At 73.0% G+C, this 24426-nt stretch carries 24 protein-coding genes, 1 other RNA gene and 1 pseudogene; 16 read left to right on the top strand and 10 right to left on the bottom strand.

The annotated features are described in order from the left end of the window. Positions 1-20 precede the first annotated feature (20 nt). Positions 21-812: a peroxide stress protein YaaA gene (yaaA, locus tag AB0H32_RS01580; RefSeq protein ID WP_361112463.1), complete on the bottom strand. Its 792-nt coding sequence runs from the start codon at positions 810-812 to the stop codon at positions 21-23. A 141-nt stretch (positions 813-953) separates the two neighbouring features. On the opposite strand from yaaA, the gene AB0H32_RS01585 reads away from it, so the two are divergent. Beyond that, the gene (locus tag AB0H32_RS01585) at positions 954-2423 is read left to right on the top strand and encodes an RNB domain-containing ribonuclease (RefSeq protein ID WP_361112466.1); all 1470 of its coding nucleotides are present in this window, start codon (positions 954-956) and stop codon (positions 2421-2423) included. Here AB0H32_RS01585 and AB0H32_RS01590 read toward each other — a convergent pair. Together AB0H32_RS01590 and AB0H32_RS01595 are read right to left on the bottom strand one after the other, a co-directional pair. Further along, positions 2374-2736, bottom strand: a complete 363-nt coding sequence (locus tag AB0H32_RS01590; RefSeq protein ID WP_361112469.1) for a hypothetical protein — start codon at positions 2734-2736, stop codon at positions 2374-2376. The two genes, AB0H32_RS01585 and AB0H32_RS01590, sit on opposite strands and share 50 nt — an antisense overlap. Further along, the gene (locus AB0H32_RS01595) at positions 2733-4286 is read right to left on the bottom strand and encodes an FAD-dependent monooxygenase (protein ID WP_361112472.1); all 1554 of its coding nucleotides are present in this window, start codon (positions 4284-4286) and stop codon (positions 2733-2735) included. The genes AB0H32_RS01590 and AB0H32_RS01595 overlap by 4 nt, the downstream gene beginning before the upstream one ends. A gap of 48 nt (positions 4287-4334) precedes the next feature. Here AB0H32_RS01595 and AB0H32_RS01600 point away from each other — a divergent pair, with 48 nt between their 5' ends. From AB0H32_RS01600 to rnpB, 6 genes and pseudogenes are all read left to right on the top strand, one after another. Further along, positions 4335-4970: a TetR/AcrR family transcriptional regulator gene (locus tag AB0H32_RS01600; protein WP_361112476.1), complete on the top strand. Its 636-nt coding sequence runs from the start codon at positions 4335-4337 to the stop codon at positions 4968-4970. A 135-nt stretch (positions 4971-5105) separates the two neighbouring features. Further along, a complete protein-coding gene (locus AB0H32_RS01605; RefSeq protein WP_361112480.1) occupies positions 5106-5531 on the top strand; it encodes a DUF4260 family protein in 426 nt (141 codons plus the stop codon). A gap of 4 nt (positions 5532-5535) precedes the next feature. Further along, entirely contained in the window at positions 5536-6045 is a 510-nt protein-coding gene (locus tag AB0H32_RS01610) for a WHG domain-containing protein (RefSeq protein ID WP_361112727.1), read from the top strand. Positions 6046-6071: 26 nt separating this feature from the next. After that, positions 6072-6890: an AraC family transcriptional regulator gene (locus AB0H32_RS01615; protein ID WP_361112483.1), complete on the top strand. Its 819-nt coding sequence runs from the start codon at positions 6072-6074 to the stop codon at positions 6888-6890. Positions 6891-6978: 88 nt separating this feature from the next. Then, a pseudogene (locus AB0H32_RS01620) lies at positions 6979-7701 on the top strand (DMT family transporter); the annotation flags it as partial. A gap of 118 nt (positions 7702-7819) precedes the next feature. Then, positions 7820-8224, top strand: an RNA gene (rnpB, locus tag AB0H32_RS01625) — RNase P RNA component class A. A 58-nt stretch (positions 8225-8282) separates the two neighbouring features. Here rnpB and AB0H32_RS01630 read toward each other — a convergent pair. Continuing rightward, complete coding sequence (locus AB0H32_RS01630) at positions 8283-9761, bottom strand: alpha/beta hydrolase (protein ID WP_361112486.1); 1479 nt, start codon at positions 9759-9761, stop codon at positions 8283-8285. 511 nt (positions 9762-10272) lie between these two features. Between AB0H32_RS01630 and AB0H32_RS01635 the strand changes: the two genes are divergently transcribed. Next, complete coding sequence (locus AB0H32_RS01635; protein ID WP_361112489.1) at positions 10273-10419, top strand: lasso RiPP family leader peptide-containing protein; 147 nt, start codon at positions 10273-10275, stop codon at positions 10417-10419. 27 nt (positions 10420-10446) lie between these two features. Beyond that, a complete protein-coding gene (locus AB0H32_RS01640; RefSeq protein ID WP_361112492.1) occupies positions 10447-12249 on the top strand; it encodes an asparagine synthase-related protein in 1803 nt (600 codons plus the stop codon). Positions 12250-12326: 77 nt separating this feature from the next. On the opposite strand, the gene AB0H32_RS01645 is transcribed toward AB0H32_RS01640, so the two are convergent. Together AB0H32_RS01645 and AB0H32_RS01650 are read right to left on the bottom strand one after the other, a co-directional pair. Then, the gene (locus tag AB0H32_RS01645) at positions 12327-12677 is read right to left on the bottom strand and encodes a MazG-like family protein (RefSeq protein ID WP_361112495.1); all 351 of its coding nucleotides are present in this window, start codon (positions 12675-12677) and stop codon (positions 12327-12329) included. Between the two features lie 29 nt (positions 12678-12706). Further along, the gene (locus tag AB0H32_RS01650; RefSeq protein WP_361112498.1) at positions 12707-13252 is read right to left on the bottom strand and encodes a DoxX family membrane protein; all 546 of its coding nucleotides are present in this window, start codon (positions 13250-13252) and stop codon (positions 12707-12709) included. A 122-nt stretch (positions 13253-13374) separates the two neighbouring features. Here AB0H32_RS01650 and AB0H32_RS01655 point away from each other — a divergent pair, with 122 nt between their 5' ends. Next, entirely contained in the window at positions 13375-13701 is a 327-nt protein-coding gene (locus AB0H32_RS01655) for a nuclear transport factor 2 family protein (RefSeq protein WP_361112501.1), read from the top strand. A gap of 90 nt (positions 13702-13791) precedes the next feature. Further along, on the top strand, positions 13792-14823 hold the full coding sequence (locus AB0H32_RS01660) for an aldo/keto reductase (protein WP_361112504.1): 1032 nt from the start codon (positions 13792-13794) through the stop codon (positions 14821-14823). Positions 14824-14887: 64 nt separating this feature from the next. Here AB0H32_RS01660 and AB0H32_RS01665 read toward each other — a convergent pair whose 3' ends face one another. Both AB0H32_RS01665 and AB0H32_RS01670 read right to left on the bottom strand, forming a co-directional pair. After that, entirely contained in the window at positions 14888-15601 is a 714-nt protein-coding gene (locus tag AB0H32_RS01665) for an ABC transporter ATP-binding protein (protein ID WP_361112508.1), read from the bottom strand. A gap of 34 nt (positions 15602-15635) precedes the next feature. Then, complete coding sequence (locus tag AB0H32_RS01670; protein WP_361112511.1) at positions 15636-17087, bottom strand: ABC transporter permease; 1452 nt, start codon at positions 17085-17087, stop codon at positions 15636-15638. Between the two features lie 200 nt (positions 17088-17287). On the opposite strand from AB0H32_RS01670, the gene AB0H32_RS01675 reads away from it, so the two are divergent. Next, on the top strand, positions 17288-18514 hold the full coding sequence (locus AB0H32_RS01675; RefSeq protein ID WP_361112514.1) for a serine hydrolase: 1227 nt from the start codon (positions 17288-17290) through the stop codon (positions 18512-18514). A gap of 365 nt (positions 18515-18879) precedes the next feature. Here the strand turns inward: AB0H32_RS01675 and AB0H32_RS01680 are convergent, their stop codons facing one another. After that, a complete protein-coding gene (locus AB0H32_RS01680; RefSeq protein WP_361112517.1) occupies positions 18880-19638 on the bottom strand; it encodes an SDR family oxidoreductase in 759 nt (252 codons plus the stop codon). Between the two features lie 257 nt (positions 19639-19895). Here AB0H32_RS01680 and AB0H32_RS01685 point away from each other — a divergent pair, with 257 nt between their 5' ends. Genes AB0H32_RS01685 through AB0H32_RS01695 form a run of 3 tightly spaced genes read left to right on the top strand, consistent with a single transcriptional unit; the run spans position 19896 to position 23364 of the window. Continuing rightward, entirely contained in the window at positions 19896-21191 is a 1296-nt protein-coding gene (locus AB0H32_RS01685; RefSeq protein WP_361112520.1) for a multidrug effflux MFS transporter, read from the top strand. Next, positions 21143-22318: a serine hydrolase domain-containing protein gene (locus tag AB0H32_RS01690; RefSeq protein ID WP_361112523.1), complete on the top strand. Its 1176-nt coding sequence runs from the start codon at positions 21143-21145 to the stop codon at positions 22316-22318. Before AB0H32_RS01685 ends, AB0H32_RS01690 begins: the two co-directional genes overlap by 49 nt. 50 nt (positions 22319-22368) lie before the next feature. After that, positions 22369-23364: a small ribosomal subunit Rsm22 family protein gene (locus AB0H32_RS01695; protein ID WP_361112526.1), complete on the top strand. Its 996-nt coding sequence runs from the start codon at positions 22369-22371 to the stop codon at positions 23362-23364. A gap of 60 nt (positions 23365-23424) precedes the next feature. Here AB0H32_RS01695 and AB0H32_RS01700 read toward each other — a convergent pair whose 3' ends face one another. Continuing rightward, positions 23425-23640 carry a DUF6243 family protein gene (locus AB0H32_RS01700; RefSeq protein ID WP_361112529.1) on the bottom strand — a complete coding sequence of 72 codons (216 nt, stop codon included), beginning with the start codon at positions 23638-23640 and terminating at the stop codon, positions 23425-23427. A 120-nt stretch (positions 23641-23760) separates the two neighbouring features. Here AB0H32_RS01700 and AB0H32_RS01705 point away from each other — a divergent pair, with 120 nt between their 5' ends. Next, the gene (locus tag AB0H32_RS01705) at positions 23761-24423 is read left to right on the top strand and encodes a TetR/AcrR family transcriptional regulator (RefSeq protein ID WP_361112532.1); all 663 of its coding nucleotides are present in this window, start codon (positions 23761-23763) and stop codon (positions 24421-24423) included. Positions 24424-24426 lie beyond the last annotated feature (3 nt).

Here is a 24426-nt window from a genome sequence, read left to right on the forward strand (position 1 = left end):
GAAGGCCTTTCGGCGGGCTTCTAGTGGATCTCCTCCACCAGCACGTCCAGCGCCCACGGCTTCCCCGCCTTCCCCGGCACCTGCGTCTCCACCTCGTACCCGAGGTCCCGCAGTGCCTCCACCAGCGCGGCGGGGTCCTTCGGCGCGGCCCCGGCCGACAGCAGGCTCCGTACGATCCGGCCCTTCGTCGCCTTGTTGAAGTGGCTGACGACCTTCCGCGTCGGCGCGTGCAGCACCCGCACGGTCGCGGTCCGCCCGGCGACCTCGCCCTTCGGCTTCCAGGCCGCCGCATAGGCCGCCGAGCGCAGGTCCAGCACCAGTCCGTCGCCTGCCGCCTCGGGCAGCACCTCGGCCATCGGCGCACGCCAGTGCCCGGCCAGCGCGCCGAGCCCCGGCAGCTTCACCCCCATCGAGCAGCGGTAGGAGGGAATCCGGTCCGTCACCCGCACCGCACCCCACAGCCCGGAGAAGACGAGCAGCGAGCGCGTCGCCCGCTTCTTCGCGGCCGAGTCCAGCGAGGCCAGGCCCAGCGCGTCGTACAGGACACCGGTGTAGATCTCCCCGGCGGGGCGGGCCCCGGCCGTGCGCAGCCCGGCGTTCTTCGCGACCTCGCCGCGCAGCCCCTCGCTCAGACCGAGCACCTCGCGCGCCTTCTCGTTCTGCTCGGGGTCCCCGGCGCACAGCTCGACCAGCTCCCCGAGGACGGCCTCCCGCGCGCCGGTCAGCCCCGGCAGGGACAGCGACTCCAGCTTCAGCGGGGCGCCACGGCCCGAGGACGCCTTGCCTTCCGAGGGCGGCAGCAGGACAAGCACGGGTACTCCTTACGTAGACCTCCGCGCAAGGGTACGGCGTTGGCCGTGGCCGCCCGGGGGCGCCGTCCCGGACCCCCGTTCGGCCGGAACGGCCGCGTCCTCGAAGGCCGCACGGGCTGCTTTGTGCCTACGCTCGGTGGTATGCCCCGCCGTCCCATCCGCGTGACCGGCGCCCCCGAGGCTCCTCTCCGGGCCGCCCTCGCCGCGCTCCGCGCCGACCTCGGCATCCCGGAGAGCTTCCCGGCCGAGGCCCAGGAGGAGGCGGAGCGCGCGGCGAAGGCGCCCGCCCTGCCGTCGTACGACGTCACCGACCTCCCCTTCTTCACCGTCGACCCTCCCGCCTCCACCGACCTCGACCAGGCGATGCACCTGTCCCGGCGGGGCACCGGCTACCGGGTCCGGTACGCCATCGCCGACGTCGCCGCCTTCGTCGCTCCCGGCGGCCCCCTGGACGCGGAGACGCACCGGCGGGTGAACACGCTCTACTTCCCGGACCAGAAGGTCCCGCTGCACCCCGCCGTGCTCGGCGAGGGCGCCGCGAGCCTGCTGCCCGGACAGCCGCGGCCGTCCGTGCTGTGGATCCTCGACCTGGACGCGGAGGGCCGTACCGTCGCCGTCGACGTGCGCCGGGCCCTGGTCCGCAGCCGGGCGAAGCTCGACTACGCGGGTGTGCAGCGGCAGATCGACGACGGGACGGCCGAGGAGCCGGTCGCGCTGCTCGGCGAGATCGGCCGCGCCCGCGAGGCTCTCGAGGTGGAGCGCGGCGGCATCTCCCTCAACGTCCCCGAGCAGGAGATCACCGAGCGGGACCACACCTACGAGCCGACCTATCGCGCCCCGCTGCCCGCCGAAGGCTGGAACGCCCAGATCTCCCTGCTCACCGGGATGGCCGCCGCCGACCTGATGCTGGCCACCGGCACCGGCGTCCTGCGCACCCTTCCGGCCGCCCCCGATGATGGGGGTCCCCCCGCTCGAGCGAATCCGAGAGTGGGGGAGGTGGCCCGACTGCGCCGTACCGCGACGGCCCTCCACATCGAGTGGCCGCACCATGTCTCGTACGCGGCGCTGATCCGCACCCTCGACCCGCACCGGCCCCGGCACGCGGCCTTCCTCCAGGAGTGCACGACCCTGCTGCGCGGCGCGGGCTACACGGTCTTCCGGGACGGGCGGCTGCCGGCGATCACCACGCACGCCGCCGTCGCCGCCCCCTACGCCCACTGCACCGCCCCGCTGCGCCGCCTGGCCGACCGCTACGCCTGCGAACTGTGCCTCGCGGCCGCGGCCGGCCACGCCCCGCCCGACCGGGTGCTCGCCGCGCTCGACGCCCTGCCCCGGCAGATGGCCGAGGGCAGCCACCGCGCGGCCACGGTCGAGCGGGAGTGCGTCGACCTGGTCGAGGCCGCCCTCCTCATGGACCGGGTCGGAGACCTCTTCGAGGCCTGTGTGGTGGAGCTCTCGGACCACCAACCGGCCTCCGGCACCGTGCAGTTGGCGTCACCGGCCGTCATCGGCCGGATCGAGGGCGAGCACCTGACGCTCGGGCAGCGGCTGCGGGTCCGGCTCACCCGGGCGGCTCCGGGGACGGCGAAGGTCCTGTTCGTGCCCGCGTGAGGGCTCCTGCCAGCGCCTGCGCGTCGTCGGCGGGCAGCCGGACGACGCCGACCTCACGGGGACGGCAGAGAAGCGGCATGCGGGCGACGGGCGCGGAGCGTCCGAGCGTGGCGGAGGCCCGTGCGCCGACCGCCGGATCCGGGGAGCCGGTGTCGGGCAGCCCGGCGAGCAGGCGGGCCGGCCCGGGGGAGAACGGTCCCCCGGCGGACGGCGGCCCGGCCCCGAGCAGTGCCCGCGGCCGCTGCCGGCGCTCCCGGATCTCCGCCTCCTGCCGGGCGAGGTCCTCGCCCGGCTCGCGTTGCGGCAGGGTCAAGCGGCCGGCCGGGCGGTGGCCGCGGGCGTGCCCAGCCAGTGCTCCAGGGCCTCGGGCAGGGCCGCGCCGTCGTCCCCGGTGTCCGCGGCCCAGGCCACGAACCCGTCCGGCCGTACGAACAGCGCGGCCAGGCCCGGCCGGGCGGGGCAGGCGGTGGTGGAGACGTCGAGCCGGTCGCCGTACCCCTCGGCGCGGGCGCGCAGCCCGGGGTCGTCCCCGAGGTCGAGGAGGAGGGCCCGGCCGGTGTGCAGACGGTCGCCGAGCCGGGTGCCGTCGGCCAGCTCCAGGTCGGGGGCGCTGTGCCCGGTCAGCGGGTGGTCGCCGGGCAGGTCGTAGGTCTGCCAGACGCCGGAGATCCTGGTGACCAGGTAGGTGGTGCCGGTGGTGGTCAGCGCCATGTCCGTCACCACGCGGCGCAGGGCGCGGGCGTGCCGGTCGGGGCGCATCAGCGCGATCTGCGCGCGGGTCCAGTCGAGCACCCAGGCGCCGATCGGATGCCGTTCGGCGGTGTAGCTGTCGAGCAGGGACTCCGGTGCCCGGCCGGACACCACGGCGGCGAGCTTCCAGCCCAGGTTCATCGCGTCACCGATGCCGAGGTTGAGCCCCTGCCCGCCGAAGGGCGAGTGCACGTGCGCCGCGTCGCCCGCGAGCAGGACACGGCCCTTGCGGTAGTCGGTGGCCTGGCGGGCGTTGTCGGTGAACCGGGTCGCCGAGACCACCTTCGTGACGGTCACCTCCGGCACCTGCGACACCCGGCGCAGGCTCGCCTGGAGCTCCTCGGCGGTGATGGGCGCCGATCGGTCGGCGGGGGGCCCGTCGAACTCCACGCTGAGCATGCGGCCCGGGAAGGGCCCGTGGACGTATGTCCCGACCTCGGTGGTGTTCCAGCCCTCGCCCAGCCGCTCGGCGCCGGTCAGCTCCACGACGGCCTGGTAGCCCGTGATCTCCGGGGCCGTACCGGGGAAGTCGAACCCGGCGAGCTTGCGGACGGTACTGCGGCCACCGTCGCAGCCGACCAGCCAGCCGGCCCTGATCTCCTCGGCACCGCCGTCGCCGTCGAGGTGCACGGTCACCCCGTCCTCGTCCGCCGTGAAACCGGTCAGCTCCACGCCCCGGCGCAGCTCGACGCCCAGCTCCCGCGCCCGTTCGGCCAGGATCCGCTCCAGCTCGGCCTGCGGCACACCGAGTCCGGCCTCGGCGGCCGGGCCGACGTCCTGCCAGGCGGGGCCGGAGCCGTCGAACAGGTCGGGGTCCATCATGATCCCGGCGAAGTGCCCGGCGAACTTCGGCGGGATCCGGTGGCCCTTCCCGGCGGCGCGCATGCGCTCCCGGGCGGCGTCCCACACGGCCGCCATCGCGGGCAGCAGCCCCCGCCGGTAGAAGGCGACCGCGCTCGGGATGTTGACCGCGCCCGCCTTGATCGTGCGGTCGATCTCGGTCAGCCGTTCCACGACCAGCACCCGGGCCCCGCCGAGCCGCAGCTCGCAGCCGAGGAAGAGCCCCACCGGCCCCGCGCCGGCCACCACCACGTCATAATCCGTCGTCGTCATGAGACTTCACTATAGTCACTAAAATTTTCGAGCCGCTATAGTTTTCTTATGACGGACGACGGCATGACGCGCGGTGCGGGGGCGGAACTCCCTTTGAGGGAGCGCAAGAAGCGGCAGACGCGACAGCGGATCTCCGACGTGGCGACGGTGCTGTTCGTGGAGCGCGGCTTCGACAAGGTGACCGTCGCGGAGGTCGCCCGGGCGGCCGGCGTCTCCACCATGACGGTCTTCAACTACTTCCCCCGCAAGGAGGACCTGTTCCTCGACCGCATCCCGGAGGCCGTGGAGACCTTCGCCGGGGCGGTGCGCCGACGCGGCCCCGGCGAGACCCCGCTCGCCGCGCTGCGCCGCCTCGCGCTCGAACTCCTCGAGGAACGGCACCCGTTGAGCGGGGTCGCCGACCGCTTCCCGCCCTTCTGGCAGATCGTCCTCGACTCGCCGGGCCTGCGCGCCCGCGCCCGGGAAGGGGTCGAGGAGGTGGAGGCGGCGCTCGCCGGAGCCTTCGCGGAGGCGGGGGTCACGGAGCCGGGCCTCCTCGCGGCTCTCGCGGTCGCCGCCTATCGCTCGGTGTACGTCGCCACCGCGCGCCGCCTGCTCGCGGGGGAGCGGGCCGAGGGGATCGCCGAGGATCACCGGGCCCGTATCGAGGCGGCCTTCGGCGCGCTGGAGCGGGCGCTGCCGTAGGGGGTGGGGAGGGGGCCCTTGACGGCTAACGTCGTTAGCCGTACGGTCGTGGCTAACGGTGTTAGCCACCTTGGTTCGGCAACCGGTCCCCGCCGGCTCCCGCGCCGCACGACCCCATCCCCCTCGGAGGCAGTCATGACCAGCGCGACCACCGTCATCCCGTCCCGCCCCACCGGCTCCGCCCGCACCGTCGTCCGCCGCACGGCATGGCTGGCGAGCGCCCTGTTCTGGTCGGCCTTCGCGGTCCTCGAGGGCGTCAACCACGGCTGGCTCGCGGGCGGGGCGGCCCTCCTCTTCCTCGTCCTGCCGGACCTCACCTTCCTGGTCGCCCTGGACGAGGCGCCCCGCATGACCAAGGGGCAGCTGCCGCCGCGTGCGGTGCCGTACTACAACGCCATGCACCGCGCCCTGATCCCGCTCGCGCTTCTGCTCGTCTGCACGGCGGCCCCCTTCACCTGGGCCCCCGCCTTCGCGGCCCTGTGCGGCTGGCTCGCCCACATCTCGTACGATCGCGCCTTCGGATACGGACTGCGGACGAAGGAGGGCTTCCAGCGTGGCTGAGCGTCTGACACCGAGGGCACGGGAGATCGCCGCTGCCGCCCGCGCCCTCCTGGAGGAGTCCGGGGCCGCAGCCCTCACCATGCGCACCCTCGCCGACCGCCTCGGCATCAAGGCCCCCTCCCTCTACAAGCACTTCCCCGACAAGCACGCCGTCGAGGTCGAACTGACCGCACAGCTGCTCACCGAGACGGCCGAGACCCTGGAGGCCGCCGCGGCTCGCGCCCCCGGCTCCCTGGAGGCGCTCGCCCAGGCCTATCGCGCCTACGCCCTCGCCCACCCGCACCTGTACTGCCTGGTCACCGAACGCCCCCTGCCGCGCACCGAACTCCCCGCCGGCCTGGAGGACCGGGCCGCCCTGCCGCTGTTGCGGACGTCCGCCGGCGACCAGGACCTCGCCCGCGCCGTCTGGGCCTTCGCCCACGGCATGGTGATCCTGGAGATCCACGGCCGGTTTCCCGCAGACGCCGACCTGGACGCGGCATGGAAGCGGGGCCTGACGGCGTTGCACCGGTAGCGGACAGCACGGCAAGGGGGTGCCCGATGGCGGAAGAGGCGCTGTGGACGCGGGCCCGGCTCGGCCGCTGCGGCCCTCCGCTCGACCTGCTGACCGCGAGCTTCCGCAGGCACGTCTACGCCCCGCACGCGCACGAGGAGTACACCGTGGGCGTGTGCGTCGGCGGCTGTGAGGTCATCGACTACCGGGGCGGCCACATCCGCACCGGCCCCGGCACGATCGTCGTCCTCGAACCCGGCGAGATGCACACCGGCGGACCCGGCACCACCACCGACGGCTACGCCTACCGCGCCCTGTACGCCGAGCCGACCCTGCTGGCCGACGGCACCCTCGGCGGCCTCCCGCACTTCCGCGAACCCCTCCTGGACGACCCGGAACTGGCCACCGCCCTCCGCCTGACCCACGCCGAACTCAGCGCCTGCCCCGATCCGCTGGAGGCCGAATCCCGCCTCCCCTGGCTGCTGACCGCGCTGGCCCGCCGCCACTCCACGGCGCGACCGGTGTCCGACCATGTCCCGGGCGCGGCCGCGGTGGCCCTGACCGTCCGCGACCGCCTGGCCGACGAACTCACCGCCCCGCCCTCCCTCGCCCTGCTCGCTGCCGACCTGGGCCTGTCCCGCTACCAGCTGCTGCGGGCCTTCCGTACGACGATGGGGATCCCGCCGTACGCCTGGCTCGCCCAGTACCGGGTGACCCGGGCCCGCGGCCTCCTGGAAGCGGGCCTGCGCCCGGCCGAGGTGGCGGGCCTGGTGGGCTTCGCCGACCAGGCGCACCTGACCCGCTGGTTCCGGCGGGTGCTCGGGGTGACCCCGGCGGCCTATCGCAACAGCGTTCAAGACAGCTGAGCAGGCGAGGGCCGAAACTCGCCGTATGACTGCACGCGGCTGGTTCCTGTTCTCCCTGATGGGAGTGGTCTGGGGCATCCCTTATCTGATGATCAAGGTGGCGGTGGACGCGGTGTCCCCGCCGGTGGTGGTGTTCACGCGCTGCGCGCTCGGCGCGGCCCTGCTGCTCCCCTTCGCCCTGCGCCAGGGCGGTCTCGCCGGGACCGTCCGGACCCACTGGCGCCCCATGCTGGCCTTCGCGGTCCTGGAGATCATGGGTCCCTGGTTCACCCTCACCGACGCCGAACGGCACCTGTCCAGCTCGACGGCGGGCCTGCTGATAGCGGGCGTACCGATCGTCGGGGTCGTCGTCTCCCGCTTCTTCGTCTCGCCGGACGCCGAACACCTGGGACCCCGCCGCATCACGGGCCTGATGCTGGGCCTGGCGGGCGTGACGGTCCTGACCCTCCCGCACCTGACCGGCGGCGACACCCGCTCCCTGGGCGAGGTCCTGCTGACGGTCGTGGGCTATGCGACGGCGCCCCTGATAGCCGCACGCAGCCTGAAGAACGTCCCGTCCCTGCACCTCACGGCGGCGTGCCTGACCCTGGCGGCCCTCGTCTACGCCCCCGCGGCGGCCCTGACCCGCCCGTCCTCCCTTCCGTCCCCCGCGGTCCTGGCAGCCCTGGCGGGACTGGGAGTGATCTGCACGGCGGTCGCCTTCGTGGCGTTCCTGGAACTGATCAAGGAGGCGGGCCCGACACGGGCGACGGTGATCACATACGTCAACCCGGCCGTGGCGGTGGCGGCGGGCGCCCTGTTGCTCGACGAACCGCCGACCATCACGGTGCTGGCCGCTTTCGCCCTCATCCTGACGGGCTCGGTCCTGGCGACGGCCGCCTCCGGTCCGCGCCGGTCCACCCGCCCGGTACCATGGTCGACACGGCAGACGAGCCGGGCGGACGGCCGCGTGGAGTCCCCCTAGGGGGCTTCCCGAGGAACGTCCGGGCTCCACAGGGCAGGGTGGTGGCTAACGGCCACCCGGGGTGACCCGCGGGACAGTGCCACAGAAAGCAGACCGCCGGGGACCTCGGTCCTCGGTAAGGGTGAAACGGTGGTGTAAGAGACCACCAGTGCCCAGGGTGACCTGGGCAGCTAGGTAAACCCCACCCGGAGCAAGGTCAAGAGGAGCGCCGTCAAAAGCGCTCTGCGCGGACGTTCGAGGGCTGCCCGCCCGAGTCCGCGGGTAGACCGCACGAGGCCGGTGGCAACGCCGGCCCTAGATGGATGGCCGTCGCCGAGGGGCCCGCGAGGACCCCTCGGAACAGAACCCGGCGTACAGCCCGACTCGTCTGCCGCCCTACTCGCCCTCTCCGCGACGCGGGCTCGGCCCGCCCTGACGCGTGGAGTCGCTCATGGTGCCGGAGTCGCCGGGCAGGTGCCGTCGGCGGCCGGGAGCCGGCCGGTGAGCAGATAGCGGCTGCCGTGCCCGTCCATGCAGCTGTTGCCGTCGAAGAGGTACTGGCCGTGGTTGCCGCCGCCCGCGACGACGAGGCGGGAGCCGGCAAGCACCTGGTGCATGCGTCGCGCGCCCACGACCGGGGTCGCCGCGTCGTCCTTCGCCTGGAGCAGCAGGATCGGCGGCACCTTCGCCGAGCCGATCTTCACGGGCCGGGCCGTCGGAGCCTTCCAGAACGCACACGGGGCGCTGTACCAGGTGTTCAGCCAGGCGAACAGCGGGGACTTGGGCGCGGCCGCCGCTGTCTCCTTGTGCCACGTCGCCCAGTCGCGGGGCCACGCGTCGTCCACGCAGTTGTAGGCGAGCTGAGCCGGGTCCACGCCCCCGAAGGCGAGCTGGTCGGTCGCGCCGAGCAGGTCGCCGGCGTCCCCGCGCCGGTAGTTCGAGACGGCCTGGGCCACGTCGCCCCACTGAATATCGAGGTACATGACGGAGGCGAGCAGATCATCGAGTTCGGCGCTGCCCGCCCTGCCCCCGGCGGGGTGGGCGTCCAGCTGCTTGCGGACGGCGTTCCACGTGGCCGACACCTTCGCCGCACTGGCGCCCAGGTGGTAGGTGCCGTCCTTCTTGGCCGCCCACGCGAAGAACTGGCCGGCCCGGTGCTGGAGCGCCGGATCCTGCTCGTACTGCGAGGCGTAGGTGGTGACGGTCGGATCCACGACGCTGTCCAGGATCATGCGGCCGGTGTGGGACGGGAACAGCGTCGCGTAGGTGGCGCCGAGCTTCGTTCCGTACGAGTACCCGAGGTAGTCCAGCTTGTCCTGGTGGAACGCGGTACGGATCCGGTCCATGTCGCGGGCCGCGTTCTCGGTGGTGATGTACGGCAGCAGGTCCTTGGCGTTCGCCTGGCACTGCTCGGCGACCTTGCGGGCCACGGTCAGCCGCGCCTGCTCCTGCGCAGCGGTCCCGGGCGTGTACGGCACGGCCGGGTGCTTGATCAGCTTCCTGGTGTCCCCGCAGGAGACCGGGGTGCTGGCACCGACGCCGCGCGGGTCGAAGCTGACCACGTTGTACTGCTCGCTGACGTCCTGGGGCAGCGAGCTCCAGACCAACTTGGCCGTGCCGATGCCTGATTCGCCCGGACCACCCGGGTTGACCACGAGGGTGCGCGGGGCGTTCAGAGCGCCGGCTATCGACAGGGTGAGCTTGATCTGCCGGCCGTTCGGCCTGGCGTAGTCGAGGGGCGCCTCGATGGTGGAGCAGTACGTACCGCGAGGTGCGTCGGTGCCCGCGGGGCAGGTGGACCAGTGGAGGGCCGCAGGCCCGGTGACCGTGGCGGCCGGCGCCGCGTCGGCCGCCTGCGGCCCGGCGAGGGCGGCGAGCCCGAAGGCGGCGGCGACGGCCGCACTGCGTCGTACGAAGGGAGAGGTCACTGTGGGCAAGTGTTCCTGCTTTCGGGGCAGTTCGGCTGCTGACGGAAGGCAAGATGAGGCGGAGGACCGAAGGGTTGTGTCGTCGGTGAGGGCCGTTCTCCGGAGGTCGGCCGAGGTGCTCGGTTCCGCCCGGGCAACGGCGATCCCTTTCGGCCAACCGCAGCCGGGTCCGGGCAATCGCCCCCTCGTCGGACGGTGTGTGAAGGCACGTCGGGGAGCGCCTTTTCGGTCATCCGGGGCTCGTACTGTTGTGCGGGGATCTTCGAGGGTGCGACTCTCTTGATCGAAGAAAAACGGGTGGGGAGTGCGCGGGGATCCGGCACTCCGGTTCTGAACGGGGATGCGGGGGACCAGGGGCATCGGGCCTGTCTCCCGGGCAGCGGCGTTGCGGTTACGCATGCGCTGTGAAGCAGCTTCTTGCCGATTTCCGGCTTCGGCTTTCCATGTGTTCTTTCCTGCCCGCAGCTTTCTTCCTGCCAGCAGCCCATCGGGACCGTGTGGAAGGAGAACCATGGAGATCCAGGAGCAGTACCGCGAGGAGCCGGCCGTTCAGCAGGGTTATGAGCCGCCCGCCCTGACGGCCGTCGGGGAGTTCTCGGAGGACACCCTCGGCTTCGGCCACAACCACAGCGATTTCCTCGCCAGGCAGGGCTTCTGAGGAAGCGGCCGGCTCGGACGGAGTGACATGAGCACCGGGTTCGTCGTCCTGCCCGACGGCTGCACCACCGACCCCACGTGGCTCTTCGAGTCACCGCAGGTCATCGCCCACCCGTCGGGCAGGCCCTGGCTGGTGGGCCGGTGGGATGCGGACGAAGCCGTCGTGGCCCGGGCCGGCTCGGTGCACGTGGTGGTGATCGGGCACTGCCCGGTCACCACCGCGTGGCTCACCCGGCTGGCCGGACGCGTGCGTTCGCTGTCCGACGCGGACGCCCTCACCCGGCAACTTCCCGGCAGTTGTCATGTGATCGTCGCCGCCCCGGAGGGCGTCGGCATGCGCGGCACCGTCACCGGCCTGCGCCAGGTCTTCCACACCCGGGTCGACGGGCAGCCGGTCGCCTCGGACCGCCCCGACCTCCTGGCACGGCTGACCGGGGCGGGCGTGGACGAAGGCCTGCTGGCCGCGCGGCTCGCGACCGTCGGCCTGCTGCCCGCGCCGCTCGGAACCGCCGCCGTGTGGTCCGGGGTCTCCACGGTCCCCGACGGCCACCGTCTGGTGATGACCGGCAGTCGTGCACAGGTACTGCCCTGGTGGTCGCCCCCTGAGCCGGAACTCCCCCTCGAGCAGGGCGCGTTGGCGGTGCGTGACGCACTGGAGGAGGCCGTACGGTCCCGGGCGTCGGACGAGCTGCCGCTGAGTGCCGACCTGTCCGGCGGCATGGACTCCACCGCCCTGTGCTTCCTCGGCGCCCGCAGCAGACCCGGGCTGCTCACCTTCCGCTGGGCCGAGGCGGACCCGGGCAACGACGACGCGGCCTTCGCCGCGCACTCGGCGGACCTGCTGGCGCACGCCTCGCACATGGTCGTGCGGCAGGAGGAACTCCCCGCCCTGTTCGCGCACCCCGCGGACCTGGCCGACACCGAACAGCCCTACCTCTTCACCCGGACGCTGGCCCGCATGAGACACACGGCCGGACTCCTGGCCGGGCACGGCTCGCGGGCGCACCTGGCCGGGCACGGCGCGGACGAGCTGTTCGGCAGGCTCCCCGGCTATCTGCACCGGCTGCTGCGCCGCCGTCCCTCGCTCGCGGTACGTCATCTGCGCGGCTACCAGGCCCTGCACCGCTGGCCCCGGCGCGCAGCCCTCGCGGAGCTCGCGCGCACGGATTCCGTGGGGGACTGGTGGCGCGAGCAGGCCGACTCCCTGACGGGCCCCGCCCCGGCCCGCCGGCACCCGCCCCTCGGCTGGGGTCTGCCGGCGCTGCGCGCCCCCGTCTGGGCGACGGACGTCGCGGTCGACGCGGCCAGGACGGAGCTGCGGCAGGCCGCCGGCCTCGCCCGCCCCTTCGCCGCCGATCGCGGCCAGCACCAGTTCCTGGTGGCCCTGCGGGCGACGGCACCGGCGTACCGGCAGGCCGCCCGGCTCTTCGGCCGGTCGGGGATCCGGCTGCACCTGCCCTACCTCGACGACCGGGTCGTGGAGGCCGCCCTGGCCGTGCGCCTGCACGAACGGTGCACACCCTGGGCGTACAAGCCCCTGCTGGCCGAGGCGATGCGGGACGTCCTGCCCGAACGCGTCCGCACCCGAACCACCAAGGGCGCCTTCGACGAGGACCTCCGCACGGGGCTCGGCCGCAGCCGGGACGCGCTCCTCGAACTCTTCGCGGACTCGGAACTCGCCCGGGCGGGCCTGATCTCCGCGGAGGCGGTCCGTACGCAGCTGCTCACCCCGCAGGCCGACCTGAGCCGGAACTTCGCGGTCGAGCACCTCCTGGGCTGCGAAACCTGGTTCCGCGCCGCTCGGGAGGTCACCCGCTCCCGATCCTGTTAGGGGGCAGCACCGCACAGGAAGCGCGGTCGACTCTCATCGAAAGGGCGATGCAGTCGGGCAGGCCCGGGTCGCCCGGCTCAGGCCGAGGGCCGCAGCGGACGGTCGCGCACCCTCTTCAGGTGCCGCTCGAACACCTCCCGTGCCTGAGGTGTCAGCGTGCGCAGTGCCACCAGGGCCGTGATCACGACGTCGCACAGTTCGGACTCGACGTCCTCCCACGTGTGGGTGACCCCCTTGCGCGGGTTCTGGCCCGTCGCGCCGATCACCGCCTCGGCCACCTCGCCGACCTCCTCCGAGAGTTTGAGGATGCGCAGCAGTACGCCCTCCTGCCCGGCGTGTCTGCGCGTCTCCTCCAGGCGGCTCCAGAGTGCGTCGATCGTCGGCCAGAGGGCGGGGTCGGGGGCGGCGGAGGTGTCCTGAGCGGTCATGCTCCGCAGCCTGCCACGCCCCGGACGGGCTAGTCCTCGAACAGCACCTCCTGCTGCCCTTCCGTCTTCTCCCGCACCCGCGCGTTCCGTGCGCCCACCACGGCCGCCGTCGCCACCGCCGTCACCCCCAGCGCCACCGGAACCATCCAGCCGCGATCGAATACATGCCCGAGCGCGTGGTCGAGGGAGAGGCGGCCCGGGCCCGCGACGGCGAGGCCGGCCGCGGCCAGGCCCAGGGTTGCCGCGTACTCGTAGCCACCCTCCTGGGCGAAGAAGCCGGCGGGCTTGTGGACCGCCGAGGCCCCGACCATCGCGCCGGCCGCCGCCGCGCCCGCCGCCGGGGTCGCGAGGCCGAGCGCCAGCAGCGTGCCGCCGCCCGCCTCCGCGAGGCCCGCCGCCGTCGCACTGGCCTTGCCGGGGATGTAGCCGACGGATTCCATGAACTGGCCGGTTCCCTCCAGGCCGTGCCCGCCGAACCAGCCGAACAGCTTCTGCGCCCCGTGCGCCGCCAGCACCCCGCCGGTCCCCAGCCGGAGCAGCAGCAGGCCCAGATCACGTCGGTCGTAACAGGTCACGGTCGCTCCCCATCAGCAGGTCATCGGCACCGGGTACCACCGTCGCACCACGCCCGCGCGCGGGCCCGTCCTGGATGCCGTTCGGGTGGCGGGGCCCAGTGAGCGGTGTGAGTCTGGCTGGCATGGCGATTCAGACCTCCAAGCTCAGGGACCCGGCCGTCCGTGCCTTCGTCACCGCCGTGAACGCGCACGACCGCGACGGCTTCCTCCACCTGCTGACGCCCGACGCGACCATGTCGGACGACGGCGCGGACCGTGACCTCACCGAGTGGATCGACAACGAGATCTTCACCTCCAACGGTCACATGGACGTCGACGCCGAGTCCGACGGCGGCCGTGCGCTCATCGCCCAGTACCGCAACGACACCTGGGGCGAGATGCGCACCGCCTGGCGCTTCACCATCACCCCGGACGGCCACATCTCCCGCTTCGAGACCGGGCAGGCGTAAGCCCGCAAGAACGCGGTGCCCGAGGGCTTGTCCTCGCGTGCGCTCCAACTCCTAGCGTCCACAGGCATGGACAAAGCCATGGACACAGGCATGGACACGAGCATGGGGACCGGCACGAGGACACTGGGGCGGTGGGGGTCCCCCCGCTCGAGCGGAGCCGAGAGCGGGGGAGGTGTCGAAGTGAGTGCCCTCGGGTTCGGATGCTGGGCCATCGGCGGCGAGTGGCAGTCCGCGGACGGGCAGCCCCTCGGCTGGGGGAAGGTCGACGACGAGGAGTCCGTACGGGCCGTGCGCCGCGCCCTCGATCTCGGCATCACTTTCTTCGACACCGCCGACACCTACGGCGCCGGACACAGCGAGCGTGTCCTGGGCCGGGCCCTCGGCAAGCGCCGCGGCGACGTCGTCGTCGCCACCAAGTGGGGCAACGTCTTCGACGAGCCGACCCGCACCCTCACCGGCGCCGACGACTCCCCGGCCTACGCCCGCCGCGCCCTGACCGCGTCCCTGCGCCGCCTCGGCACCGACTACGTCGACCTCTACCAGCTGCACCTCTCCGACGCGGAGCCGGAAAAGGCGGCTCAACTGCGGGACGTGTGCGAGGAGTTCGTCACGGAAGGGCTCGTCCGCGCCTATGCCTGGAGCACCGACGACCCCGATCGCGCCGCCGTCTTCGCCGAGGGGGAGCACTGCGCGGCCGTACAGCACACGCTCAATGTGCTGCAGGACGCGCCCGGCATGCTGGCGCTGTGCGAGGAGGCGGGGCTCGCCAGCATCAACCGCAGTCCGCTCGCCATGGGGCTGCTGACCGGGAAGCGGCGCGGGTCGACGGAGGCCGGGGACATCCGGAGCAGGCCGCCCGCGTGGTTGCAGGGATTCGGGGCCGGGGCCGGGGCCGATCCGCAGTGGCTCGCCCGGGTCGACGCGCTGCGGGAGGTGCTGACCAGCGACGGCCGTACGCTCGCGCAAGGAGCGCTGGCCTGGCTGTGGGCGCGCAGTCCGCGCACGATCCCGATCCCCGGGTTCCGCTCGGTCGCCCAGGCCGAGCAGAACGCGGGCGCCCTCGCCAAGGGGCCGCTCACCGCGGCGCAGTCGGCCGAGATCGACCGCCTGCTCGGGCGATGAGCAGCCCCGGCCACTCCGTACGACGACGTCAGGAGCCGTAACCGCAGCCTTGCCGCTGCAGCGTCTACTGCCCGCCCCCGTAGGCGTGTTGGCGCCGCGCCGCGCCCTGCTCGGTCAGCGTGATCCGTCCGGCCTCGATCGTGGCCAGCCGCGGGGCGCGGCGGGCGATGGAGGAGTCGTGGGTGACCAGGACGAAGGTCAGCCCGTGCTCGCGCCACAGGCCCTCCAGCAGGGCCATGATGTCGTCACGGGTGCCCTCGTCGAGGTTGCCGGTGGGTTCGTCGGCGAGCAGCACCCTGGGGTTCTTCACCAGCGCGCGGGCGATGGCCACGCGCTGCTGCTGGCCGCCGGACATCTCCGACGGGACATGCCCCAGGCGCTCGCCGAGGCCCACCGACCGCAGGGCCTCGGCAGCCCGTTCGCGGCGCTCGCCCGGCTGCACGCCGAGCGGGACCAGGGCCGTCTCCACGTTCTCCTGGGCGGTGAGCGTCGGGATGAGGTTGAACGCCTGGAAGATGATGCCGATCTTCTCGGCGCGCAGCCGGGTCAGCCGTGCCTCGCCGATGGTGGCGAGGTCGACGCCGTCCAGCTCGACGCTGCCGGCAAAGGGACGGTCGAGACCGCCGATCATCTGCAGAAGGGTGGACTTGCCGCCGCCCGTCGGGCCCTGGATGACGAGCTGGTCGCCGTCGGCGATGGTGAGGTCGACGTCGCGCAGCGCCTCCACCGTCTCCTTGCCCCGCGTGTAGCGCTTGGTGACGCCGGTGAGTCTGTACATGGGATCTCCGTGACGAAACAGAAGAGACAAGGAGCTACGAGACGCTGCGCAGCGCGTCCGCCGGGCGCATCCGGGAGGCGCGCCAGCCGCCCATCGCGCCGGCGATCAGACCGCCGGTGACCGCGAGACCGACCGCGAGGGCGATGGTGGTCAGGGAGACGGGCGCGGACAGCGCGATCTCCAGGGTCTTCTGCGCCGCCTGCCCGCCGGGGCCGCCGCCGGGCCCCGCGCCGCCCGGGCCGCCGCCCGTGCCGCCACCGCTGCCGGCGCCGAGCTGCGCGGTCAGCTTCGGGCTGATCGCGGTGACACAGCGGGCCGCCGCGAGCCCCAGGGCGATGCCGAGGGCTCCGCCGATCAGGCCGTTGACCATGGACTCGCCGACGACCTGCCGGGTCACCCTGCTGCTCGGCCAGCCGAGCGCCTTCAGGGTGCCGAACTCGCGCACCCGACGGGACACGGCCGAGGAGGTGAGCAGCGCGGCCACCAGGAAGGCGGCGGCGAGCACGGCGACGGACAGCCACTTGCCCACGCCGGCGGCCAGGCCGGAGGCCGTGGACAGCGAGCCGGAGACGGTGGAGGCCAGGTCCGAGGAGGTGGTGACCGTCGTGCCGGAGATGTTGTGCTGGATCGTCTTCTTGACGGCGGAGATCTGCTTCGAGTCGGTCGCCTTGACGTAGATCGTGCTGACCTTGTCCTTCGCGTCGCCGAGCGACTGGGCCTGCTGCAGCGGCAGATAGACGTCGGTGGTGGACTCGCTGCTGTCGGGGGTGGCGATGCCGATGACCGTGTACCTGGTGCCGGAGATCTTGAAGGCCGAGCCGGTCCTGTACTTCTTCTGCTTGGCGTAGGACGCGCTGACCACCGCCACCTTCGCGTCGGTCTGCGCCGAGGCGAAGGTCTTGCCGGAGGTGATCTTCATGGTGGCCAGCGGGCCGAGGGTCTGGTCGGTGACGTCGACGCCGGCCACGGAGTAGCTGTTGACGTCGAAGTCCGCGCCGCCGCCCTGCACCTGCGGCCGGCCGCTGCCGCCCGGGCCGCCCTGCCGGCCGCTGCCGCTGGAGGACCGGGCCTTGCCCCGGGTGAAGGAGCCGTCGACCCTGGTGACGTTCAGGGAGAGGGCGCCGACCGCGTCCGCCACGCCCTTCTGCGCCCCGACCTGCCCGACCAGCGAGGACTTCAGGACCTGACCGCCCTGTGTCATCACCCGGTCCGAGCTCTGCGAGGTCTTGCTGCTCGCCTTGGCGTCGAACCTGAAACCGGGGCCCTGCGAGCCGCCGGCCGCCGGGGCCGAGCGGGCCTTGGTGACGGTCATGTCGGTGCCGAGGCCGTAGAGCGACTTGAGGACCTTGTCCTGCGCCTGCGTCATACCGGCCGACACCGAGCTGACGGTGATGACCAGCGCGATACCGAGCGCCAGACCCGTCGCGATGACCAGGGCAGCCTTCCTGCGCCGGCTCAGCTCGCGCTTGAGATAGATGCCAAACATCCCGTTCCTCGAAGGTTCTCGGCGCCCGCTGTGGGCGCGGCCACAAGCTAGGGAGGAACCTTTGAGACGCACTGGGTAGAGGATGTGTCAGAGCTGAGAAAGCGGGGTACGTGAACAGATTTTCATAAGACAGCAAATTCCTGGGCCGCGGAGGGGCCCCTTCCGGGGAACTGCTGCTGGGTGCGTGTACGGTCCCAGGGATGCGCGATTGTTCCCGGCTCAGCCGACGTGCCGTCCTCGGGTTGACGGCCGCCGCCCTCCCTCTGTCCCCGGCAACTCCCGCCTTTGCGGCCGAAGCCCCCGGCATCGGTGGTGAGCGGCTGGCCCGCGACGGTGTCCAGGTGCAGGGCGCCACCGGACTGCCCGAGAAACTCACCGCCCGCTCATGGCTCGTCGCCGACTGGGAGACCGGCGAGGTGCTCGCCTCGTTCAACGCACACCAGCGCCTCGCGCCCGCGTCCACGCTGAAGATGCTGTTCGCGGACACCGTGCTGAGGAAGTTCGACCGCACCGCTCGCTACAAGGTCACCGACGCCGACCTCGCGGACATCCCGTCCGGGTCCAGCCTCGTCGGCATCAAGCCCGGCCTCACCTACACCGTCGAGCAGCTGTGGCAGGGGGTGTTCCTGCGCTCCGGCAACGACGCGGTGCATGTGCTCGCGCACATGAACGGCGGCGTCGCGAAGACGGTCGCCGAGATGCAGGCGAAGGCCGAGGATCTGCAGGCCCTGGACACCCATGTGGTCAGCCCCGACGGCTTCGACCACAAGGGGCAGATCTCCTCGGCGTACGACCTCACGCTGTTCGCCCGGCACGGTCTCAAGGACGCCGACTTCCGCGGGTACTGCGGCACGCGGACCGCCGACTTCCCGGCGGGCGGCAAGAAGACCTTCCAGATCCAGAACACCGACCGTCTGCTGACCGGGGCGTGGGGCCTGACGGCGTACCAGGGGCTCATCGGTGTGAAGAACGGTTACACCAGCCATGCCGGCAACACCTTCACCGGCGCGGCCACCCGGGGCGGGCGGACTCTGCTGGTCACCGTGATGCATCCGGCCACCGGCAGCAACGCCGTCTACGAGCACACCGCCGCGCTGTTCGACTGGGGCTTCGGGCACGGGCGTTCCGCGCAGCCGGTGGGCACGCTGGTCGAGCCGATCAGCGAGGGCGGGGCGCGCGCGACCCCCGCGCCCGCGGGGAAGTCGGCCCGGGCCGCGGCAGGGGCCCCCGGCTCGGCGTCCCGGAGCCCCTCGACGTCGCGGCTGCTGGAGGGCGCCGCGGGAACGGCGGCCCTGCTGGGAGTGGGCGCATGGGCGCTGCGCCGCAAGGTCAGGGCGGGGCGCGCGGCGGGGGAGGCGGAGCCGGCCCCGGACCCGGAGGCCGAGGCGCAGCCGAAGGCGGAGTCCGGCGGGCGCCACCGGCGCTGAGCCGTCGATCGGCAACCGGCGCGGAGCCGTCGGGGCGCCACCGGATCTGGGCCGTCGATCGGCACCGGGGCCCGCACCGGCAGGCCTCCGCAGGCGTCCCGGCAGGCCGTTGGAGACGTACGCGGCAGCCGTTCCACCCACCGGTGCGTACCTCGCGGTCCGACGCGAGGTCCACCCCCAAACCCGGTGCGGTGGAACGGCTGCCGACCCCCCTCGGTGTGGCTGCGGAACCCCCGTGCTCCAAGTGTGAAGCTCTGGTGGAGGAAAGTTGAGCATATGCCCTCGACCGGCTGCAATACCGCGGATGTTCAAATTCCGTTTGTGTAAGTCGGGGAGTGGGTCCCGTTCTGTCCCGGGCCCGGTCCTCAGCCCCGCCCGATGTACGGCATCGCCGTCGCCAGTACCGTCGCGAACTGCACGTTCGCCTCCAGCGGCAGCTCTGCCATGTGCCGCACGGTGCGCGCCACGTCGGCCACGTCCATCACCGGTTCCGGGGTCACCTCTCCGTTGGCCTGGAGCGCGCCGGTCTGCATCCGGGCCGTCATGTCGGTGGCCGCGTTGCCGATGTCGATCTGCCCGACCGCGATGCGGTACGGCCGCCCGTCCAGTGACAGCGACTTGGTCAGGCCGGTCAGCGCGTGCTTGGTCGCGGTGTAGGCGACCGAGAGGGGCCTGGGTGTGTGCGCCGAGATGGAGCCGTTGTTGATGATCCGGCCGCCCTGCGGGTCCTGCACCTTCATCTGCCGGTACGCCGCCTGCGCGCACAGGAACGCCCCGTTGAGATTGGTGTCCACCACGTGCCGCCAGGCGTCGTAGGGCAGGTCCTCCACGGGCACCCCGCCGGGGCCGAACGTCCCCGCGTTGTTGAACAGCAGGTCGATGCGCCCGAACAGCTGGGCGGCCGCCGCGAACAGTGCCTCCACGTCCTCGGGCCGGGACACGTCGGTGCGCAGGGCGAGGGAGGGCGCCCCGGGCACCAGTGCCGCCGTCTCCTCCAGTGTCTCGAGGTGCCGGCCGGCCAGCGCCACCGACCAGCCGGCGTTCAGCAGCTCCACGGCGACGGCCCGCCCGATGCCGGAGCCGGCGCCGGTCACCACCGCGATCTTCGATTGCCTGTCAGTCATGGCTCCGCAGCGTAGGCGGGAAGTCCGCCATGCGGAATCAGGTGTCCGCCATACGGCTAACCAGTCGCGGCGGCGGCTTCCCGGTCCGCAGCCTTCCCGTCCGCCGCGAACGACGCGGCGATCCCGCCGGTCGACAGGATCCCCCACCGCACGCTCTGCTCCGCGATGCCGGCCGCCCCACCCTCGCTCGCGTGTACCTCGGCACTGTGTACGAACTGAGAACATGGGTGCCGGTTGTCTCACAGAGGGAGGGGCGCATGACCGAGCATGCGGCGGCACCGACACCGGAGACGGAGCACCCGTCCACCACCGCGTCGCCCGCGTCCACGGCCACCCGTCGCACCGGTCTGCTCGTCGTCCTCGCCCTCGGCGGCCTCACCGCCACGCCCCCGCTCGCGATGGACATGTACCTCCCCTCGCTGCCGGAGGTCACCCGTTCCCTGCACGCCCCCGCCGCCACCGTCCAGCTCACCCTCACCGCGTGCCTGGCCGGCATGGCGCTCGGCCAGCTGGCCGTCGGCCCGATGAGCGACCGCTGGGGCCGCCGCCGCCCGCTGCTGACCGGCCTCGCCGTCTACCTCCTCGCCACCGCCCTGTGCGCGGTGGCGCCGAACGTCGAGACGCTGGTCGCCTTCCGGCTGGCGCAGGGCCTCGCGGGCGCGGCCGGCATCGTCATCGCACGGGCCGTCGTACGCGACCTCTACGACGGCGACGCCATGGCCCGCTTCTTCTCCACCCTGATGCTGATATCCGGGCTCGCGCCGATCGTGGCGCCGCTGATCGGCGGGCAGATCCTCAGGGTGACGGACTGGCGGGGCGTGTTCGTCGTCCTCACCGCGGTCGGGGCCGCGCTCGCCGCGCTCGTGTGGCTGCGGCTGCCCGAGACGCTGCCGCCCGCCGAACGCAGCGGCGGGGGAGCGGGCCAGGCCCTGCGCGCGATGCGCGGCCTGCTCGCCGACCTGCCTTTCACCGGCTACATGCTGGCCGGCGGATTCGCCTTCTCCGCGCTGTTCGCCTACATCAGCGCCTCGCCGTTCGTCGTCCAGGAGATCTACGGCGCCTCCCCGCAGACCTTCAGCCTGCTCTTCGGCCTCAACTCCGTCGGGCTGATGATCGCCGGACAGGTCAACGGCAAGGTGCTGGTGGGCCGGGTCAGCCTGGACAAGGTGCTCGCCACCGGCCTTGCGGTGATCGTTCTCGCCGCGACCGCCCTGCTGCTGATGACCACGGGTGTCTTCGGCGAGGTGGGCCTGGCTCCGGTCGCCGCCGCCCTGTTCGTCCTCATGTCCGCGATGGGCCTCACCCTGCCCAACGCCCAGACCCTCGCACTGATGCGCACCCGGCACGCCGTCGGCTCCGCCTCCGCGCTGCTCGGCACCTCCTCCTTCCTCGTCGGAGCGGTCGCCTCCCCGCTCGTCGGGGTCGCCGGAGAGCACACCGCCGTGCCCATGGCACTCGTCCAACTGGTGGGTGCGCTGGTCGCGGCGGCCTGTTTCGTGGGAATGTGCCGTCCCTGGAACGCACGTGCGGGGTCGGAGGGAGACCAGAACTGAGCGCACCGAGACTGCGCGCCGGCACACCCGAACGAGCCGGGCTCGACCCCACCGAACTCGGGCACCTGGCCGGCGAGGTGCACGCCCTGACCACCGGCGCCCGCCCCTGGGCGGCCGGTGCCGTGGTGCTGGCCGGCCGCGGTCCCGTGATCGCCGTCGCCGAGGCCGCGGGCTGGGCGGTGCGCTACGCCTCCTACGACCCCGAGACCGACACCGGCGTCGAACTGCCCCCCGCCGACCGGGTGCCGGCCACCGTCGACACCCCCTTCGACCTGGCCTCCCTCACCAAACTGTTCACGTCCGTCGCGGCCGTGCAGCAGATCGAGCGCGGCACCCTCGGCATGGACGCCAGGGTCGGCGCCTACCTGCCCGAGTTCGCCGCGGCCGCCGCCCACGACATCACCGTGCGGCAGCTGCTCACCCACACCTCCGGGCTGCGCCCCGAACTCCCCTTGTACGAATGCGCCGACGACCGGGCCCGCCTCGCCCTGCTGCGCGCCGAGGCGCCCAGGTCCGAGCCCGGCACGTACCTCTACTCGGACCTGAACATGCTCCTGCTCCAGTTCGTCCTGGAGCGGATCACCGGCCGCGGCCTCGACATCCTGATCGAGGACGGCATCACCCGCCCGCTCGGGATGACGTCGACCTCCTTCGGGCCCTGCCCCGGCGCGGCCGCCACCGAGGACCAGCGGCGTCCCTGGGCCAAGGCGGACCGTGGGATGCTGCGGGGCGTCGTCCACGACGAGAACGCCTGGGCACTGGGCGGGGTGGCGGGCCACGCGGGCCTGTTCTCCACCGCCCACGACCTCGCGGTCTTCTGCCGGGCCCTGCTCGCGGGCGGCGCCTACGGCCCCGCGCGCATCCTCGGCCCCGACTTCGTGGAACTGCTGCTGACCCCGCCGGGACTGGGATTCGCCGTGGACCAGCCCTGGTTCATGGGCGAGCTGGCGGGCCGGGGAGCGGCCGGCCACACCGGCTTCACCGGAACCTCCCTGGTCCTGGACCCGGCGACGGACACCTTCCTCGTCCTGCTGGCCAACACCGTGCACCCGCGCAGACGGCCGCCGGACAGCAGGCCGAGGGCGGCCGCGGCCACGCGTCTGGCCCGGGCTGTGCGCGGCGCCTGAGCCGCCACGGGGTGGCCCCGGCCCCGGCGGTCACCTGAGAGAATCACCAGGTGACCGCTTCTGCCGACCCCGCCGACACCCTGCGCGCATCTTTGGCCGCGCTGCTGGACGGACTTCCGCCGAAGTCCGCAGCCGGCGCCGTGGAACGGCTGATCGCCAACTACCGCGGGGCCACCCCGACCGACGCCCCGATCCTGCGCGACCGCGCCGACGTGGCCGCCTACGCCGCCTACCGGATGCCGGCCACCTTCGAGGCGGTGCGCTCGGCGCTGGAGGCGCTCGCGGACGCCGTGCCCGGGTGGACACCCGGCAGCCATGTGGACGTCGGCGGCGGCACCGGCGCGGCCACCTGGGCGGTCACCGCCACCTGGGACGGCACCCGGCCGGTGACCGTGCTGGACTGGGCCGAGCCCGCGCTCGCCCTCGGCCGGGAGATCGCCGCCGCCAACCCCGCGCTGCGCGACGCCCGCTGGCAGCGCGCCCGCATCGGATCCGCGCTCACCCTGGAGAGCGCCGACCTCGTCACGGTGTCCTACGTCCTGAACGAACTCGACGTGGCCGGCCGCACCGCCCTCGTCGACGCCGCCGCGGCCGCCGCGCAGACCGTGGTGATCGTGGAGGCCGGCACGCCCGCCGGCTACGACCGTGTCATCGAGGCCCGCGACCGCCTGATCCGCGCCGGATTCAGGGTGGCCGCCCCCTGCCCGCACAGCGCCGCCTGCCCCATCGTCCCCGGCACGGACTGGTGCCACTTCTCCGCCCGGGTCAGCCGCTCCTCCCTGCACCGCCAGGTCAAGGGCGGGTCCCTGGCCTACGAGGACGAGAAGTTCAGCTACGTCGCCGCGACCCGGCTGCCCGCCCGGCCGGCCTCCGCGCGGGTGGTGCGGCGGCCGCAGATCCGCAAGGGCCAGGTGCTGCTCGACCTGTGCGAGACGGACGAGCAGCTGCGCCGCACGACGGTCACCAAGCGCCACGGAGACCTGTACAAGGCGGCCCGGGACGCCGACTGGGGCGACGCCTGGCCGCCGGCGACGGACGGGGCCTAGCTCGCGGCGGGGGCGGACGGGGCATAGCTCGAGTCGGGGGCGGACGCGGCGAGGCGCGCACTAGGCCCCGTCGGCGTCTCCCTCCTGCCCTTCCTGTCCCTCCTGTCCCTCCTGCCGTTTCTCCTGCAAGGTGCGCAGCAGCTGCCGCTTCTGCGCCAGCGCGTCCGGGCCGCCTCCGATCCGGCCGTCGGCGCGGCCGCCGCGCAGCGCCTTGCGGCCGAGGTTCCGGCGCGTGCCGCCGACTCCGAGCATGTTTCCGCTGCCGCCACGGCTCATGGTGGGCTCCTTCCGTCGGGGGCGTATCACCCACGTCATAGACGAGACGGTTCGTCTCGCACCTGTTGTGCTCCAGGGTTCGCGAGACGCTGCGTCTTGTCAACCTGATAAATTCGAGCCATGGCCGCCACGAAACCCGCCCAGGAGTCCCAGCCCTCCCGCCCGTCGCGCAAGTCCGTCCCCGACTCCGCCCGCCGCAGCGAGAAGTCCCGCCGTGCGATCTACGCCGCCGCCCTGGGACTCGTCGGCGAGGTCGGCTACGCCAAGACCACCATCGAGGGCATCGCGGCCCGGGCCGGCGTCGGAAAGCAGACGATCTACCGCTGGTGGTCGTCGAAGGCCGACGTCCTGATGGAGGCCTTCCTCGACCTCGGCGACCAGGCCTCCGAGCAGGCGGGCGCCGTCGGCGGCGAGTACGTCATCCCGGACACGGGGGACCTCGCCGCCGACCTCAAGCTCGTCCTGCGCCTGACCGTCGACCAATTGCTAGACCCCCGCTTCGAGGTCCCCTCCCGTGCGCTGGCCGCCGAGGGCGTGGTCAACGAGCCGCTGGGCCGCGAGTTCGTGGCCAAGCTCCTCGAACCCTCGCTCCAGCTCTACGTCCAGCGACTGCGCAGCGCACAGGACGCCGGTGACGTGCGCAAGGACATCGATCCCCGCATCGCGCTGGAACTCTTCGTCTCCCCCCTCGCCCAGCGCTGGCTCCAGCGCACGGCCCCGATCTCGCACGCCTACACGGACACCCTGGTCGACTACGCCCTGCACGGCCTGACCCCTCGCTGACTC

The organism is Streptomyces sp. NPDC020362, assembly GCF_040642095.1.
Lineage (GTDB): Bacteria > Actinomycetota > Actinomycetes > Streptomycetales > Streptomycetaceae > Streptomyces.

What these genes read in the sequence shown, in the direction of transcription:
- AB0H32_RS01615 (WP_361112483.1), top strand. Translation starts at nt 6,072, where the DNA reads ATGGCGGAAGAGGCGCTGTGGACGCGGGCCCGGCTCGGCCGCTGCGGC.
- AB0H32_RS01675 (WP_361112514.1), top strand. Translation starts at nt 17,288, where the DNA reads ATGCGCGATTGTTCCCGGCTCAGCCGACGTGCCGTCCTCGGGTTGACG.
- AB0H32_RS01585 (WP_361112466.1), top strand. Translation starts at nt 954, where the DNA reads ATGCCCCGCCGTCCCATCCGCGTGACCGGCGCCCCCGAGGCTCCTCTC.
- AB0H32_RS01660 (WP_361112504.1), top strand. Translation starts at nt 13,792, where the DNA reads ATGGACACGAGCATGGGGACCGGCACGAGGACACTGGGGCGGTGGGGG.
- AB0H32_RS01670 (WP_361112511.1), bottom strand. Translation starts at nt 17,087, where the DNA reads ATGTTTGGCATCTATCTCAAGCGCGAGCTGAGCCGGCGCAGGAAGGCT.
- AB0H32_RS01645 (WP_361112495.1), bottom strand. Translation starts at nt 12,677, where the DNA reads ATGACCGCTCAGGACACCTCCGCCGCCCCCGACCCCGCCCTCTGGCCG.
- AB0H32_RS01665 (WP_361112508.1), bottom strand. Translation starts at nt 15,601, where the DNA reads ATGTACAGACTCACCGGCGTCACCAAGCGCTACACGCGGGGCAAGGAG.
- AB0H32_RS01705 (WP_361112532.1), top strand. Translation starts at nt 23,761, where the DNA reads ATGGCCGCCACGAAACCCGCCCAGGAGTCCCAGCCCTCCCGCCCGTCG.
- AB0H32_RS01655 (WP_361112501.1), top strand. Translation starts at nt 13,375, where the DNA reads ATGGCGATTCAGACCTCCAAGCTCAGGGACCCGGCCGTCCGTGCCTTC.
- AB0H32_RS01700 (WP_361112529.1), bottom strand. Translation starts at nt 23,640, where the DNA reads ATGAGCCGTGGCGGCAGCGGAAACATGCTCGGAGTCGGCGGCACGCGC.
- AB0H32_RS01680 (WP_361112517.1), bottom strand. Translation starts at nt 19,638, where the DNA reads ATGACTGACAGGCAATCGAAGATCGCGGTGGTGACCGGCGCCGGCTCC.
- AB0H32_RS01595 (WP_361112472.1), bottom strand. Translation starts at nt 4,286, where the DNA reads ATGACGACGACGGATTATGACGTGGTGGTGGCCGGCGCGGGGCCGGTG.
- AB0H32_RS01600 (WP_361112476.1), top strand. Translation starts at nt 4,335, where the DNA reads ATGACGGACGACGGCATGACGCGCGGTGCGGGGGCGGAACTCCCTTTG.
- AB0H32_RS01635 (WP_361112489.1), top strand. Translation starts at nt 10,273, where the DNA reads ATGGAGATCCAGGAGCAGTACCGCGAGGAGCCGGCCGTTCAGCAGGGT.
- AB0H32_RS01640 (WP_361112492.1), top strand. Translation starts at nt 10,447, where the DNA reads ATGAGCACCGGGTTCGTCGTCCTGCCCGACGGCTGCACCACCGACCCC.
- AB0H32_RS01605 (WP_361112480.1), top strand. Translation starts at nt 5,106, where the DNA reads ATGACCAGCGCGACCACCGTCATCCCGTCCCGCCCCACCGGCTCCGCC.
- AB0H32_RS01685 (WP_361112520.1), top strand. Translation starts at nt 19,896, where the DNA reads ATGACCGAGCATGCGGCGGCACCGACACCGGAGACGGAGCACCCGTCC.